A 14971-nucleotide genomic window follows, 5' to 3' on the forward strand; every position below is an offset into this window, starting at 1 on the left:
GCCTCGGCCGGGGCGAACACCTTGGAGCCGGCAGCCCGCACGCCACGCTCCACCCGCGCGCCCGCCGCCGGGGCGGGCGCGGGCCCTGTGCGCCCGAACGGGGCAGGCACCGGGGCAAGGACCGGCGCAGCGGGAGCGGGCCCGGAAAGTGCCTCCGCAGGGACTGCGCCTGACATGGCGAGCGCCGCCCGGTCACACGGCGCCGCGTCCGTCGCCACCGGGTCCGGCGGCTCCGGCGCAGGGGGAACCCGGTCCGGCACCACCGGGTCCGGTGACTCCGGGTCCGAGCCCGCCGGGTCAGGGGACGCAGCAGGGACGGCGCAGACCGGGCCGGCGGCCGCGCCCCGTCCGCGTGCGGCGAGCGGCGGCCGTGGTGTGCGGGCGGCGAAGCCGCTCACCGACTGGGACCGGCAGCGGCTGCTGTCCGGCGCCCATCACGATCCGCACGCGCTGCTCGGGGCGCACTCGGTGCGGGGCGGTGTCCAGATTCGCGTACTGCGCCCGTTCGCGCGGACGGTGACGGTGCTCGGGAAGGGGCTGCGGACCGAGCTGCACTCGGAGGGCGACGGTCTCTTCGCCGGGGTGCTGCCGATGCGCACCACCCCGGAGTACCGGCTGCTGGTCACCTACGACGAAAACGAGAGCGGCTTCGAGGTCCATGACCCGTACCGCTTCCTGCCCGCGCTCGGCGAGCTCGATCTCCATCTGATCGGCGAAGGACGGCACGAGGAGCTGTGGAAGGCGCTGGGCGCGCATCCGATGACCCACCAGGGCGTCACCGGGACGCGGTTCACCGTCTGGGCTCCCAATGCACAGGGTGTACGGGTCGCCGGGGACTTCAACTACTGGGACAGCACGGGTTGTCCGATGCGCTCGCTCGGGGCGACGGGTGTGTGGGAGGTGTTCCTGCCGGGCGTCGGCGAGGGGGCCCTCTACAAGTTCGACATCACCCGCCCGGACGGCTCGCACACGCTACGGGCCGACCCCATGGCCCGGCGTACCGAAGTGCCGCCCGCCAACGCCTCGATCGTCACCGAGTCGCACCATGTGTGGCGGGACGAACAGTGGATGGCGCACCGGGCCGACCGGCCGGTCCACGAGTCCCCGCTCTCGGTGTACGAAGTGCATCTGGCCTCCTGGCGTCCGGGACTGACCTACCGCCAGCTGGCCACCCAGCTGCCCGCGTATGTGAAGGAGCTCGGCTTCACACATGTGGAGTTCATGCCGCCGGCCGAACATCCCTTCGGCGGTTCCTGGGGCTATCAGGTCACCGGCTTCTACGCCCCGACCGCCCGGATGGGCACGCCCGACGACTTCCGGCACCTCGTTGACTGCCTGCACCGGGCGGGCATCGGCGTGCTGGTGGACTGGGTGCCCGCGCACTTCCCGAGGGACGACTGGGCGCTGGCGGAGTTCGACGGCCGTCCGCTGTACGAGCACACGGACCCGGCGCGCGCGGCGCACCCCGACTGGGGAACCCTCGAGTTCGACTACGGCCGCAAGGAGGTGCGCAACTTCCTGGTGGCGAACGCGGCTTACTGGTGCGAGGAGTTCCACATCGACGGCCTGCGCGTGGACGCCGTCGCCTCGATGCTCTACCTCGACTACTCCCGCGAGGACGGCGAGTGGAGCCCGAACGAGCACGGTGGCCGGGAGAACCTGGACGCCGTGGGGTTCCTGCAGGAGATGAACGCCACGGTCTACCGCCGCTGCCCCGGCGTCGTGACGATCGCCGAGGAGTCCACGGCCTGGGACGGGGTGACCCGGGCGACCCACCATGTGGGGCCGGGCGGCTTCGGGGGACTCGGCTTCGGCCTGAAATGGAACATGGGCTGGATGCACGACTCCCTGCAGTACGTCTCGAAGGAGCCGGTGCACCGCAAGTACCACCACAACGAGATGACGTTCTCGATGGTGTACGCGTACAGCGAGAACTACGTGCTGCCCATCTCGCACGACGAGGTGGTGCACGGCAAGCGCTCGCTCGTCAGCAAGATGCCGGGCGACTGGTGGCAGCAGCGCGCCAACCACCGCGCGTATCTCGGCTTCATGTGGGCCCACCCGGGCAAGCAACTGCTCTTCATGGGACAGGAGTTCGCGCAGGGGGCGGAGTGGTCCGAGGGCCATGGGCCCGACTGGTGGCTGCTCGACCCGTCGTACGCGGCGGAGGCCGACCACCGCGGCGTACGCGATCTGGTCCGGGAGCTGAACCGGGTGTACGGGGACACGCCGGCACTGTGGCAGCGGGACACCGAGCCGGAGGGTTTCGACTGGGTGGACGGCCATGCCGCCGAGGACAACGTCTTCGCCTTCCTGCGTTTCGACAGGTCGGGCAGCCCGTTGCTCGCGGTGAGCAACTTCTCGCCGGTGGTCCGTCATGAGTTCCGCCTCGGTGTCCCGAACCCGGCAGGCGCCTGGACGGAGGTGCTGAACACGGACGAGGCGCGCTACGGCGGCAGCGACGTGCTCAACCCGGACCCTCTGAAGCCTGAGCAGGTGCCCTGGCACGGCCGCACCTCCTCGGTCCAGCTGACGCTGCCGCCGCTGGCGACGATCTGGCTGCGGCCGGCGTGACGGCGCGGAGGGCCGGATGACGGGCGGGGGCCGACGGGCGCGTTCCGCGCCATGACCGGCCCTCGTCACCGCCCCCGCGGCGTCCCGCACTCGGGTGCCACGGCTGATCAGCCCTTCTGGGTGAGCGCCTCGGGCAGGTCCTCCACGTGCACCAGGCCGAGATGCTGCGTGGCGCGGGTCAGCGCCACATACAGGTCGCTCTCACCGAAGAGCGCCGGCTCGACGACGATGACCGAGTCGAACTCGAGGCCCTTGGCCTGCCTCGGATCGAGCAGGACGACGGTCCGGGTCAGATCGACCGGGCCGCCGCCGAGTGAGGCCAGTTCGCCGTGGAGTTCGCGCGGGGCGATGACCGCGAGCCTGCCCTCATCGGGCGTCTCCCGCGCGACCGCGGCCAGGACGGTGCGCCCCAGATCCTCTTTCGTGGCCCGCTCGGTCCACGGCACCACACCCGTCGAGCGCACCGAGCGCGGCGGACGGAAATCGGGGCAGGACTTGCGGCGCATACGGGCGGCCAGGTCCATGATCTCGGCGGGCGTACGATAGTTGACCCCGAGCCGGGTGTGCTGCCAGCGGTCTCCGACGTACGGCTCGAGAATCCGCTTCCAGGAGCCGAGGCCCGCGATGTCCCCGGTCTGGGCCGGATCGCCGACCAGGGTCATCGAGCGGGTGGGGCAGCGGCGCATCAGCAGGCGCCACGCCATTGCGGACAGCTCCTGCGCCTCGTCGACGATGATGTGCCCGAAGGCCCAGGTGCGGTCCGCGGCGGCGCGCTCGGCCGCGGTGCGGTGGTCGGCCTCCTCGTGACGTTCGGCGAACCGTTCGGCATCGATGATGTCGTGCGCGGCGAGCACCTCGGACTCTTCGTCGTGCTTGTCCTCGAACTCGTAGGTGCGGGAGGCGTACGAGACGTCCAGCACGCCCTGGGCGTAGGCGATCTGTCGCGCCCGCTCGGCCTCGGCGGCGGCGCGGGCCGCGGAGTCGTCCTCGCCGAGGAGTTCGGCGGCCTCGTCGAGGAGTGCCACATCGGCCGGCGTCCACGGCCCGTCGGCGCGCCGGATCAACTCCGCTTCGTCCGCGCCGAGATGGGTGGGCCGGGCCAGATAGTCCGCGAGGAACTCCTGCGGGGTGAGCGGGGGCCACAGTGTGGCGATGGCGGAATGCACCTCGGCGCTGGCGGCGATGCCCTTGCCGAGCAGGGCGATGTCGTCGGGGCCGAGGAAGTTGGGGCCGCCGTACGGATCGGCGCCGATGCGGTCGGCGAGCTGGGCGGTGAGCTCGTCGATGATCCGGAACACGAAGTGCGGGCGGGCGAGATTGTGCGGCAGCTGGGTCTCCCGCGCCTTGTGCCGCGCCTCGACAGCCATGTCCCAGTCGATGACGAGCTCACCGTCGTCGTGCCTGATGACAAGTGGGGCGCCCTTCTCGGGCACCTGCTGCCGGTCGCGTACGGCCTCGGCCAGGACGTGGGCCATCTCGGCCCGGCCCTTGACGGCGGCGGCCGCGGGCGTGTCGCTGCCGGTGGCGTGCACGCCGGGGAACAGCTCACCGACGGTCGCCAGGAGCACGCCGGTCTCGCCGAGGGAGGGCAGCACCTCGCCGATGTACCCCAGGAAGGCCGGGTTGGGCCCGACGATGAGCACCGCCCGCTTGGCGAGCTGCTCCCGGTGCGCGTAGAGCAGATAGGCCGCCCGGTGCAGCGCGACCGCGGTCTTCCCGGTCCCCGGTCCGCCCTCGACGACGAGCACGCCGCGCTGGGGAGCTCGGATGATGTGATCCTGCTCGGCCTGGATGGTCGACACGATGTCGGCCATCCGCCCGGTGCGCGCGCTGTTGAGCGCGGCGAGCAGCACCTCGTCGGCATCGTGCGACTCGTAGCCGGTGCGGGTGGTGTCGGCGAGATCCATGATCTCGTCGTGCAGCGCCGTGACGGTGCGCCCTTCGGTGGTGATGTGGCGTCTGCGGCGCAGACCCATGGGCTCGTACCCGGTCGCAAGATAAAACGGGCGCGCGACGGGTGCCCGCCAGTCGATGAGCAGAGGGGTGCGGTCGGCATCGTCACGACGGATTCCGGTACGCCCGATGTGATAAGTCACGCCGTCACGCCGGTCGATACGCCCGAAACACAGCCCGGCGTCCGCGGCATCGAGCGCGCCGAGTGACGCGGAGTGCTCGGCCACCTCGATATCGCGTTCGACGCGGGCCTGCAAACTGGTGCTGACCTGCGCCATCGTGGCGCGCACGGCAGCTTCGGCCTCCCCCCTGAGCTGGTCGAGCCGCTCATGGGCGAGAGAGACGAATTGTTGTTCCCGCCGCATTTCCTCGGTTGACAATTCAGCTCCTGACGCGCTAGGGTGCCTTTATTGAACTTCGCCGTGTGCCCTATTTCACGGGAGCACGGAACTATCCAATATATGCAGAGAAATACCCCGGCCGTCAAATTCGGTCCGGGGTATTTCTGGCTCCGGGATCTTGTATGCGTGGGGCTGTGGGGCGGAGCTGTTGACCATCGCCCTGGATGCCTGGGGGCCGGCGCCCTCCTGACGGCGCCAGGGCCGGCTGTCAGTGGCAGCCCGTAGCGTTCTCCGCAGTGGAACGGGCGGGAAACGGCCGCCTGTTCCGGCCTGGGGAGGGGTCTGTCATGGCACGCACCACGACGTATCTGGAGCTGTCGCAGGACGGCGGCGGAGCGCACAAGTTCTACGAGGTGACCGTGGAGGGGACGGTCGTCTCGGTGCGCTACGGCCGGATCGGCGCGGGCGGTCAGCTGCAGACCTCGTCCTTCCCCACGGCCGAGAAGGCGAAGGCCGCAGCGGCCAGGAAGATAGGCGAGAAGGTACGCAAGGGGTATGCGCCCGCCGTCCAGGGACAACGGGCGGCACGTCCGGTGACGCGCCGTCAGGTGACCTCCGCACCGTCCACCGCGCGCTCCACGGCCCCGGTGCTGTGGCGGTTCCGCACCGGCTCGGCCGCCTTCGGCATCCATATCGACGAGGACCGCTGCTGGGTGGGCAACCAGGCAGGGGATGTCTACACGCTCAGTCACGGCGGAGAGGTACTGGCCCGCTACTCGCTGCCGGACGGCGTCAAGTGCCTGGTGGCGGACGACTTCTGGATCTACGCCGGCTGCGACGACGGCAAGGTGTACGACCTGTCCTCCAAGCTTCCGTTCGCGGCCTATGACATCGCGGCGGACGTCGACATCTTCTGGCTCGACATCCGCGAGGGCGTACTGAACGTCTCCGACGCGGACGGCGGTCTGACGGTCATCGACCACGAGGACGAGCACCAGTGGGCACGCAGGTCGAGCGGCAACCAGGCCTGGATGGTGCGGGCGGACGAGCAGCGGGTGTACCACGGCCACAGCAAGGGCGTCACGGCGTACGCGCCCGACGGCGGCCGGCAGTTGTGGCACGCGCCGACCGGGGGAGGTGTGCTGTTCGGCTGGCAGGAGGCCGACTCCGTGTACGCGGGCACGGTGCGCCACGACGTGCACCGCATCTCCAAGAGGACGGGGGCCGTCGAGGCGACGTACCGGTGTGACACCGCGGTGTACTCCTGCGCCACCTCGCCTGACGGGCGCCATGTCTTCGCCGGCGACTCGTCGTCCTCCGTGTACTGCTTCGCGGCGGACGGCACCCGTCTGTGGAAGCTCGGCACGGGCGGCGGCTCGGCACTGTCCATGCAGTACCGGGACGAGAAGCTCTACATGGTCACGACGGACGGATCCCTGGTGTGCGTGGACGCGAGTGAGACCGCGGTCGCGGCCGCGCAGCAAGGCACGGTGCCCCTGGCCAGGGACGTCAAGTCGGCGGCGGCGCTGCCGACCTACAGTCCCGCCGCGTCGCCGGCCGCGGTGGCGACCATATCGGCGCCGCCCGCCGGTGGAGTGGTGGTGGAGTGCGTCCAGACCGGCGGCCGGATGCGCGTGCATGTGGTGTCCGACGGTTTCGAACCGTCGTGGAACGTCCAGTTCCCCCGTGGCATACGCGAAGTGGGCGCCCGGTACGTCGTCGACGCGCTGCACCCCGCCCAGGCCGGGTTCTACCGGGTGCGCGGGGAGATCCGTCGCCTGGTCTGAGACCGGCCGGCGGCGGTGCGGCGGGCGGGCGCGTTCAGCGCGCGCCGTCGACCTCGTCGCCCGCCACCAGAACGGCCGTCCCGGACGGCCGTTCTGGTGAGGCGTGAGGGTCAGCTTGATGTGCTGGGTCGTCCGGGACGAGCCCACGGCGTCGGCGCCCAGTTCGACGACCCAGAAACGGATCTTGGCCCCCGCCGTGGTGTCCTGCTGCACCGCGACGGACAGTTCGAGTTCGACCGGACCGAGCCCGAAGCGCACCTCGCCGTCGGGAGAGGCGTGCACGGCTTCGGCGAGCCGCACCCTGAGCCGGCCGATCAGCTCGGAAAGTTCTACGGCCGTACCCGGTGCCTCCTGGTGGTGAGCAAGGGCCCGCGGTCAGCCACCATGCGCGGGGTTCCGCCTCACCGCGCAGGCCGGTCCTGGAGGGCGTCGTCCAGCTCCTGCACCAGCCGGCGCTTGGGGCGGGCGCCCACCATCGACGTCACCGGTTCGCCGCCGCGGAACAGCATCAGCGTCGGCGTCGACAGCACCGCGTACCGCGCCGTGATCTCCGGGTTGGTGTCGACGTCGAGCTGGACCACCTTCAGGCGGTCCGCCTCCTCCGCGGCCATCGCGCTCAGCACCGGAGCGAGCTGGCGGCACGGTCCGCACCAGTCGGCCGTGAATTTCACGAGCACCGGGCGGCCCGCGCCCAGCACCTCGGCATCGAAGTCCGCATCCGTCACCGTGGCGACACCCGCTGTCCGAGTCATCCGTCAGTCTCCGAATTCACATTGAGGGTCCGGGCCGCCGGGCAGCTGCGCCTCGGCCCGCAGGAGTTGTGCTCCGACCTGGGCGCGCACCGACTGGAGCTGTTCGATGAGCACGTCCAGCTCGGCGAGCTTCGCGCGGTACACGGCGAGCGAGGCCGGGCAGGCGTCACCGGCCGGATGGCCCGCGCGCAGGCACTCCACGAAGGGCCTGGTCTCCTCCAGGTCGAACCCGAAGTCCTGCAGGGTCCGGATCTGCTGAACCAGACGCAGATCGTCCTCGCCGTACGTGCGGTAGCCGTTGCCCGCGCGCAGCGCGGGCAACAGTCCGCGTGACTCGTAGTAGCGCAGCGTGCGGGTCGTGGTGCCCGCCCGCTGTGCCAGCTCACCGATTCGCATGCACCCGACGGTATTCCTTGACGCCGACGTCAAGGCAACGGACCGTCCGCGGGCTCAGCCCGGGCGGCCGCGGCAGCGGCTTCCACTCCGGCGAAGAGCCGGCACGACCGGCGTCGCCGTACGGCCGGGCACCGACACCTGCTCCAGCACCTCTTCGGGGTGGACCGTGCCGGTCACCGTGACCTTGAGGATCCAGCAGCCTTCGGGACCAACTGCATACCGCATTCAGGAAGTTGACGCTGTGAGGCCATTGACGACGCCCTCGCCTCCATCTACAAAACGTTCTGAGAGCGCTCTCACACCGCCCCGCACTTCTCCCCTCGGCACCACCTTTCCGGAGGTGTTCCTTGAGCACGAGCCGCAGCAGACACACTCCCCCGCGCACCCGCCCCCTGTTCGCCGTCGTGATCGCGATGGCCGTCGCACTGGCCGGTTTCATCGCCGTCACCGGGGCCGGACCCGCGCGCGGCGACGTACCGCCGGCACCCGGCTGGAACCTGCAGTGGAGCGACGATTTCACCGGCCCGAACCGCACCCTGCCCTCGTCCGCCCACTGGCAGATCGACACCGGCCACGCCTACCCCGGCGGCCCCGGCAACTGGGGCACGGGTGAGATCCAGAACTACACCGCGAGCCCCGACAACCTCAGCCTCGACGGCAGCGGCAATCTGCGCATCACCCCGCTGAGGGACGGCGCGGGCAACTGGACCTCGTCCCGTATCGAGACCCGCCGCGCCGACTTCAAGGCGCCGGCCGGCGGAACGCTGCGCATCGAGGGCCGGATCCAGATGCCCAATGTGACCGGGCAGGCCGCGCTCGGCTACTGGCCCGCCTTCTGGGCGCTGGGTTCCCCGTACCGCGGCAACTACTGGAACTGGCCGTCCATCGGCGAGTTCGACATCATGGAGAACGTCAACGGCATCAACTCCGTGTGGGGCGTGCTGCACTGCGGGGTCAACCCCGGCGGTCCCTGCAACGAGACCAGTGGGATCGCGAACAGCCGGGCCTGCCCCGGAGCCAGTTGCCAGTCGGCCTTCCACACATACCGCTTCGAGTGGGACCGTTCCGTCTCACCGAACGAGCTGCGCTGGTACGTGGACGGACAGCTGTTCCACAGCGTCAGCCAGAGCCGCTTCGACGCCGGCACCTGGGCCGGCATGACCGAGCACGCCGGCTACTTCATCCTCCTCAATGTCGCGATCGGCGGCGCGTTCCCGGACGCTCTCGCGGGCAAGACCCCGACCCCGGCGACCGTGCCGGGCCACTCGATGCTCGTCGACTACGTGGCCGTCTGGACGCGGGGCGGCGGTACCACTCCGCCGCCAGGACCGACCGACCCGCCGCCGTCCGGCTCCTCCCAGCTGTATCTGCGCTCGGGCGGCGGCGCGGGCGATGCGACGGCGTCCGCGGCCACGGCCACGCTCGCCTCGGCGGGCGGCGCCAACCACGACGGCACCCCGCACAACCCGCAGGTCTTCACCTCGGGCCCCATCACCCGTACCTACAACGGGGGCGCCACGCAGTTCGACCTGTTCGTCGACGCCGGATCCACGGTGGCCAACGGGCAGCAGGTGAGGGTGAGTTACGACCGTACGGGGGACGGCACCTGGGACCGCACGGAGACCTACCACTACTTCGCCACCGATCCGGTCGCCGGATACGAGCACTACACACAGTCAAGAGGCCTGCATTCGGCCTCCGGAAGCCACGGCAACCTGACCAACGGCAGGGTGCGGGTCGAGGTGTGGAGCGCGATCGGCAACGGCACGAGCACACTCGGCATCGGGAACCAGTCCCTCGTCCGCATCCCGTTCGGCTGACGGGAGGAGACCGTGAAACCGCTGATCCGCAGACTGCTCGCCGGCACGGCCGCGGTCCTGGTGCTGGCCACGGCCGGCTGGGCGACCGGCCGCGACGGCCCCGGACAACACCACCGGCAAGACCACCAGGCCCATGCGTACACCTTCTCCAGGACCCAGGCGGCCGCGATCGCCGCGCAGGCTGCGGCACCGGTGCGCGGCAGCGAGTTCCGTGCGGAGTGCTTCTCCAGCCATCGCAGAGGCGATGACCCCATCGTCTTCCCGGGGCAGGCCGGCCGCTCGCACATCCACGAGTTCTACGGCAACCGGACCGCCGATGCGTCGTCCACCCTGGACTCACTGGCGGCCGGCACCACCAACTGCACGCCCCAGGTGGATCTTTCCTCGTACTGGACGCCCACTCTCTATCAGAACGGAGCGCCCGTGGCCCCCGAGCGGGTCACCGTGTACTACCAGGGCATCACCGACCACACCCGGGCCGTGGCCCACCCGCGCGGGCTGCGGTACGTCGTCGGCAACGCCCTGGCCACCTCGCCGGATCAGAACCCGGCCGCCCGCTGGTCGTGCGTGGGCCGGCCCGAGTCCAGCCGGGAATTCATCACCTGCCCGCCGGGCACGAAGCTGGAGAACTACCTGGACTTCCCGACCTGCTGGGACGGCAGGAACCTGGACAGCGCCAACCACCGTGACCATATGGCGTACGCCGTGGGCCAGAGCTGCCCGGCGAGCCATCCGGTCGTCGTACCGCGACTGGAGCTGCTGATCACCTGGCCCGTCAACGGCGGGGGACTGACTCTCGCGGGCACGAGGAACGGAGCCAACGTCACGAACGCCCCCGGCTACACCTTCCACGGCGATTTCTTCAACGCCTGGAACCAGGCGGAGCTCGAGCGCCGGGTACGCGACTGCGTCGTCGCCGGTTACATCTGCGGGACGGACGGCCGTCCGGTCCAGCAGTGACCTCGGGCGCCCGGCGAGCCGGACCCCCGGCCCGCCGGGCGCCCGACCGCGTCGCACCCTGGTCAGGGTACGCTTCACCGCTCCAGAACCCGATGGGCCGATCCGCCGATCCTGCCGCGCGCAGGTGTGGTTGAGGCCGGTCGGGTTCATGGCTGCGCGTGCGCCGGACCCACGGGGGTGGGGTCCGGCGCGCTGCGCGTAGGGGCGTCCGGTGTGGTCAGGCGCCGGGTGGCCGGAACTCCACCGACTTCTTGGACGCCGCGTCGATGTCCGCGACGCTGAGCAGCGGGACCGCCCTGGACCGTACGGCTCCGGTGGCACGGACGGTCATGGACGTCGCGACCATGGACACCTCGTCCGGCATGTCGATCACGCAGTACAGATCGTCGTCGCCGAACGCGAAGTACATCCACTCGAGCGTGCCTCCGCAGGACCTGACCTCCTGCTCCACGGCCTCCTTGCGGCCCGAGCCGCCCTCGGCGAGCAGGCCCTTGGTTCCCTCGGCCGTGTAACTGGCCTGGACCAGGTATTTCGGCATGTGCCTCTCCCGTTTCCCGATGCGCCGCGGGTGCGGCAGACGGTTTCACCTTTGGGCACAGGTGGCGTTCCGGCCATCCGGGAGCCGCCGCACGGGGGCCGGGGGCCCGGTCGTGCGCGGCGGATGCCCCGCCTGCTCGCCGGGGTCCGGATCGCTGTCAAGCGGGTCGGATACGCCACTCCCCCATGCCGGGCGCCGGTCCTGGATTCGCCGCATGAGCCGTCCGGTGTTCGCCGACACCCGGCCGCTGCGGGTCACCGGCACAGCCGTGCATGTCGGCCGGACCACCGCGACGGCGGAGGCACGGGTCGTCGGGATCGAGGACGGGAAGCTGTACGCCCACGGGACGACGACGTGCTCGATGTTCTCCTTCCCCCCGGCCTGACCAGAGCGGGCCGAAGGCGGGCCCCGGCCGGAGGGTGCCGGGGCCCGCTGCTTGCCGCGCCGGAGGTCAGACCTTCACGGGCGCCCTCTCGTCCTCCGCCTCGTCCCGCTGGCCGGGGACGTCGGCGTGCGCCGGTGCGTGGTCGTCCAGGAGCGTCGTCTCGTCGAACGGGACACGTCCGGCGAGCACCTCCGTCACCTGCTGCTTGTCGATCTCCTTCGTCCAGGTGCCGACCAGCACCGTCGCGACCGCGTTGCCCGCGAAGTTCGTCAGGGCCCGCGCCTCGCTCATGAAGCGGTCGATACCGACGATCAGGCCGACGCCGTCGACCAGCTCCGGCCGGTGCGACTGCAGCCCGCCCGCCAGCGTCGCCAGGCCCGCACCCGTGACGCCTGCCGCGCCCTTCGATGCGACGAAGAGGAACAGCAGCAGCGCGATCTGCTCCCCGATCGACATCGGGTTGCCCATGGCATCGGCGATGAAGAGCGAGGCCATGGTCATGTAGATCATGGTGCCGTCGAGGTTGAAGGAGTATCCGGTCGGGACGGTGATGCCGACGACCGGCTTGCTCACGCCCAGGTGCTCCATCTTCGCGATGAGCCGCGGAAGGGCGGACTCGGAGGAGGAGGTGGACAGGATCAGCAGGAACTCACGGCCCAGGTACTTGAACAGCGTGAAGATGTTGAGGCCCGCCACGACCCGCAGCAGCGCTCCGAGCACGATGAAGACGAACAGGAAGCACGTCACGTAGAAGCCGAGCATCAGCACGGCGAGACTCTTGAGGGCGTCGAGACCGGCCGAACCGGTCACCGCGGCGATCGCGCCGAAGGCGCCGATCGGCGCGGCCCACATCACCATGGCGAGGATGCGGAAGACGAGCCGCTGGATGTGCTCCACGCCGCGGAGCACCGGCCGGCCGGCCGCGCCCATCGCCTGCAGCGCGAAGCCCGCGAGCAGGGCGACGAGGAGGGTCTGCAGGACCTCTCCGCCGGTGAAGGCGGAGACGATCGTGGTCGGGATGATGCCGAGCAGGAATTCGGTCGTGTCCTTGGCCTCGGCCTCGACCTGGCCCTGGCCCGCCTCCTTGACCGCGTCGGTCAGCGCCAGACCCGTACCGGGGTCGAGAATGTTGCCGACGACCAGGCCGATGCCCAGAGCGACCATCGACATCGCCAGGAAGTAGCCGAGCGCTATGCCGCCGACCGCGCCCACCTTCGCGGCCTTGCGTACCGAGCCGATGCCCAGCACGATCGTGCAGAAGATGATCGGCGAGATCATCATCTTGATCAGGTTCACAAAGCCGGTGCCGATCGGCTTGAGCTCGACGGCGAACTCGGGAGCGGCCAGGCCGACGGTGACGCCGAGCGCGACCGCGATGATCACGGCGATGTAGAGATAGTGGGTCCGGTCCCGCCTGACGGCTCCTGTGGCCACGGGTTCCTCCTCGATGTTCATTGCGTCCATGTCCCGATGGATGCCGTGAATATCCACCACCCTGTGACCCCGGTCACCCTTACGTTCGTTTCGTTCACGCAAATGCGGCCAGGCAGACTTGCCGCATGCGCATTCCCCGTCCCCGCAGCCTCGCGGGCCAGCTGTTCGCGATGCAGGTCGTGCTGGTCGCCGCGATCGTGGCGGGCTGCGCGCTGTTCGCGTACATCACCGACCGCTCGCAGGCGGAGGAGGCAGCACGGCTGCAGTCCACCGCGACGGCGGCGGCCGCCGCGCACTCGCCCTCGGTCATCGAGGCGGTGCGCTCGGCGGACCCGTCGAGCGTGCTGCAGCCGTACGCGGAGTCGCTGCGCAAGGACGCCGGGGTCGACTTCGTCGTGATCATGGATACGCACGGGAGGCGCTGGACCCATCCGGAGCCGGGACAGATCGGGCGGACGTATCTCGGCCATATAGCCCCGGCGCTCCGGGGCGAGATCTACAGCGAGAAGCACCTGGGGACGCTCGGCCCCTCGGTCCGCACGGTCGCGCCGGTGTACGACGGCAACCGGATCGTCGCGATCGTCAGCGCCGGAATCACGATCCAGGAGATCAGCGAGCAGGTGGCCAAGCAGGTCACGGCGCTGCTGGGGGTCGCGGGAACGGCACTGGTGCTCGGCGGTATCGGCACGTATGTGATCAACGCGCGGCTGCGGCGGCACATGCACGGCATGAACGCGGCCGAGCTGAGCCGGATGCACGACTACCACCAGGCCGCACTGCACGCGGTGCGCGAGGGTCTGGTGATGCTGGACGGGCGGCGGCGGATCGCCCTCGCCAACGACGGGGCACGCGAACTGCTGGGTCTGGGCGAGGACGCGGTGGGGCGCCCGGTCGCCGAACTCGGCCTGCCTGCCCCGCTCACGGGCGCGCTGCTGGCGTCCGAGCCGCGCGTCGACGAGGTCCATCTGACCGCGGACCGGGTCGTGGTGGTGAACACACAGCCGGTCGTCGGCGGGGAGCAGAGGGGCACGGTGGTGACCCTGCGCGATCACACCGAGCTGCTGGCTCTGTCCGGCGAGCTGGACTCGGAACGGGGCTTCACCCAGGCGCTGCGCTCCCAGGCCCACGAGGCCGCCAACCGTCTGCACACGGTGGTGTCGCTGATCGAACTCGGCCGCTCCGGCGAAGCGGTCGAGTTCGCGACCGCGGAGCTGGAACTGGCCCAGGCCCTGACCGACCGCGTCGTCGCCGCGGTCGGCGAGCCGGTGCTGGCGGCGCTGCTGCTGGGCAAGGCGGCGCAGGCGAACGAGCGCGGTGTGGAACTGGTCCTCACGCAGGACAGCCGCATCGACGACGGCGTACTGCCGCGGACGCTCCCGGCCCGTGACCTGGTGACGATCCTGGGAAACCTGATCGACAACGCGGTCGACGCGGCATCGGAGCCGACGGCGCGGGCCGTGGCGATCCCGGCACCACCACGGCCGGCAGACGGCTCGCACACTCTGGAACCGGCGACCGTCCTGGAATCTGCGGCCACCGAAGCCGGCATGACCACCGGCGGGACGGGCTCGCCGGAGCCACTCCGTACCGCCGCAGCCCCTGCAGGCCCGGCGGAGCCGGTACGCGACGAGGCAGCACGGCCGGGCGCAGCCCCGGCGGAGCCGGACGGCGGCGCGGGCCGGGCCGTCCGTACCGCGGTCGGTACGGACGACCCGCTCGCCGGCGTCGCCGGCACCGGGGCCGGCCGGGCGCGGGTGACGGTGACGGCTCGTGTCGACGGCGGCGAGCTGCTGCTGCGCGTCACCGACACCGGTCCCGGGGTCGATCCGGAGCGCGCGCAGGACGTCTTCCGGCGCGGGTGGTCCACGCACGGGCCCGGCCGTGGGATCGGGCTCGCGCTGGTGCAGCAGGCCGTACAGCGGGGACGGGGTACCGTCACCGTGGCGCAAGGGGCGGACGGCGGCGCGGAATTCACCGTACGGCTGCCGCTGCGGACCGAGGAGGTACGCGCATGAGACGGGCGCGGAGCTC

Annotated in this window: 12 protein-coding genes and 1 pseudogene; 6 read left to right on the forward strand and 7 right to left on the reverse strand. The window is 70.7% G+C overall.

Translation table 11 applies throughout. The features are described from left to right. Positions 1-174: 174 nt before the first annotated feature. Positions 175-2574, forward strand: a complete 2400-nt coding sequence (gene glgB / locus OHS70_RS11080) for a 1,4-alpha-glucan branching enzyme (RefSeq protein WP_328396234.1) — start codon at positions 175-177, stop codon at positions 2572-2574. A 107-nt stretch (positions 2575-2681) separates the two neighbouring features. On the opposite strand, the gene OHS70_RS11085 is transcribed toward glgB, so the two are convergent. Then, the gene (locus OHS70_RS11085) at positions 2682-4892 is read right to left on the reverse strand and encodes a HelD family protein (RefSeq protein WP_328405546.1); all 2211 of its coding nucleotides are present in this window, start codon (positions 4890-4892) and stop codon (positions 2682-2684) included. Between the two features lie 323 nt (positions 4893-5215). Between OHS70_RS11085 and OHS70_RS11090 the strand changes: the two genes are divergently transcribed. Then, positions 5216-6655: a WGR domain-containing protein gene (locus tag OHS70_RS11090; protein ID WP_328396236.1), complete on the forward strand. Its 1440-nt coding sequence runs from the start codon at positions 5216-5218 to the stop codon at positions 6653-6655. Between the two features lie 111 nt (positions 6656-6766). Here the strand turns inward: OHS70_RS11090 and OHS70_RS39040 are convergent. The 4 genes and pseudogenes from OHS70_RS39040 to OHS70_RS11105 form a co-directional block, all read right to left on the reverse strand. Then, a pseudogene (locus tag OHS70_RS39040) lies at positions 6767-6976 on the reverse strand (trypco2 family protein); the annotation flags it as partial. An 80-nt stretch (positions 6977-7056) separates the two neighbouring features. Further along, complete coding sequence (gene trxA / locus OHS70_RS11095; RefSeq protein WP_328396238.1) at positions 7057-7407, reverse strand: thioredoxin; 351 nt, start codon at positions 7405-7407, stop codon at positions 7057-7059. A 3-nt stretch (positions 7408-7410) separates the two neighbouring features. Beyond that, positions 7411-7803 (reverse strand): MerR family transcriptional regulator, encoded by a 393-nt coding sequence (locus OHS70_RS11100; protein ID WP_328396240.1) that lies wholly within the window; start codon positions 7801-7803, stop codon positions 7411-7413. Between the two features lie 54 nt (positions 7804-7857). Next, positions 7858-8028 (reverse strand): hypothetical protein, encoded by a 171-nt coding sequence (locus OHS70_RS11105; RefSeq protein ID WP_328396242.1) that lies wholly within the window; start codon positions 8026-8028, stop codon positions 7858-7860. Between the two features lie 188 nt (positions 8029-8216). Here OHS70_RS11105 and OHS70_RS11110 point away from each other — a divergent pair, with 188 nt between their 5' ends. Together OHS70_RS11110 and OHS70_RS11115 are read left to right on the forward strand one after the other, a co-directional pair. Beyond that, a complete protein-coding gene (locus tag OHS70_RS11110; RefSeq protein ID WP_328405548.1) occupies positions 8217-9623 on the forward strand; it encodes a glycoside hydrolase family 16 protein in 1407 nt (468 codons plus the stop codon). 12 nt (positions 9624-9635) lie between these two features. Continuing rightward, positions 9636-10583 (forward strand): DUF1996 domain-containing protein, encoded by a 948-nt coding sequence (locus OHS70_RS11115; protein ID WP_328396244.1) that lies wholly within the window; start codon positions 9636-9638, stop codon positions 10581-10583. 217 nt (positions 10584-10800) lie between these two features. On the opposite strand, the gene OHS70_RS11120 is transcribed toward OHS70_RS11115, so the two are convergent. Beyond that, on the reverse strand, positions 10801-11121 hold the full coding sequence (locus OHS70_RS11120; RefSeq protein WP_328396246.1) for a GYD domain-containing protein: 321 nt from the start codon (positions 11119-11121) through the stop codon (positions 10801-10803). A gap of 214 nt (positions 11122-11335) precedes the next feature. Between OHS70_RS11120 and OHS70_RS11125 the strand changes: the two genes are divergently transcribed. Then, entirely contained in the window at positions 11336-11506 is a 171-nt protein-coding gene (locus OHS70_RS11125; protein WP_328396248.1) for a hypothetical protein, read from the forward strand. 66 nt (positions 11507-11572) lie between these two features. Here the strand turns inward: OHS70_RS11125 and OHS70_RS11130 are convergent, their stop codons facing one another. Next, the gene (locus OHS70_RS11130) at positions 11573-12961 is read right to left on the reverse strand and encodes a cation:dicarboxylate symporter family transporter (protein WP_328405550.1); all 1389 of its coding nucleotides are present in this window, start codon (positions 12959-12961) and stop codon (positions 11573-11575) included. A 104-nt stretch (positions 12962-13065) separates the two neighbouring features. Here OHS70_RS11130 and OHS70_RS11135 point away from each other — a divergent pair, with 104 nt between their 5' ends. Then, positions 13066-14955 carry a sensor histidine kinase gene (locus OHS70_RS11135; RefSeq protein ID WP_328396250.1) on the forward strand — a complete coding sequence of 630 codons (1890 nt, stop codon included), beginning with the start codon at positions 13066-13068 and terminating at the stop codon, positions 14953-14955. Positions 14956-14971: the final 16 nt, after the last annotated feature.

It is taken from the genome of Streptomyces sp. NBC_00390 (assembly GCF_036057275.1).
Taxonomy (GTDB): Bacteria; Actinomycetota; Actinomycetes; order Streptomycetales; family Streptomycetaceae; genus Streptomyces.

Excerpts from the sequence above, each read along its gene's own strand:
- glgB (WP_328396234.1), top strand. The coding sequence starts at position 175 with ATGGCGAGCGCCGCCCGGTCACACGGCGCCGCGTCCGTCGCCACCGGG.
- OHS70_RS11085 (WP_328405546.1), bottom strand. The coding sequence starts at position 4,892 with ATGCGGCGGGAACAACAATTCGTCTCTCTCGCCCATGAGCGGCTCGAC.
- OHS70_RS11090 (WP_328396236.1), top strand. The coding sequence starts at position 5,216 with ATGGCACGCACCACGACGTATCTGGAGCTGTCGCAGGACGGCGGCGGA.
- trxA (WP_328396238.1), bottom strand. The coding sequence starts at position 7,407 with ATGACTCGGACAGCGGGTGTCGCCACGGTGACGGATGCGGACTTCGAT.
- OHS70_RS11100 (WP_328396240.1), bottom strand. The coding sequence starts at position 7,803 with ATGCGAATCGGTGAGCTGGCACAGCGGGCGGGCACCACGACCCGCACG.
- OHS70_RS11105 (WP_328396242.1), bottom strand. The coding sequence starts at position 8,028 with ATGCGGTATGCAGTTGGTCCCGAAGGCTGCTGGATCCTCAAGGTCACG.
- OHS70_RS11110 (WP_328405548.1), top strand. The coding sequence starts at position 8,217 with ATGGCCGTCGCACTGGCCGGTTTCATCGCCGTCACCGGGGCCGGACCC.
- OHS70_RS11120 (WP_328396246.1), bottom strand. The coding sequence starts at position 11,121 with ATGCCGAAATACCTGGTCCAGGCCAGTTACACGGCCGAGGGAACCAAG.
- OHS70_RS11125 (WP_328396248.1), top strand. The coding sequence starts at position 11,336 with ATGAGCCGTCCGGTGTTCGCCGACACCCGGCCGCTGCGGGTCACCGGC.
- OHS70_RS11130 (WP_328405550.1), bottom strand. The coding sequence starts at position 12,961 with ATGAACATCGAGGAGGAACCCGTGGCCACAGGAGCCGTCAGGCGGGAC.
- OHS70_RS11135 (WP_328396250.1), top strand. The coding sequence starts at position 13,066 with ATGCGCATTCCCCGTCCCCGCAGCCTCGCGGGCCAGCTGTTCGCGATG.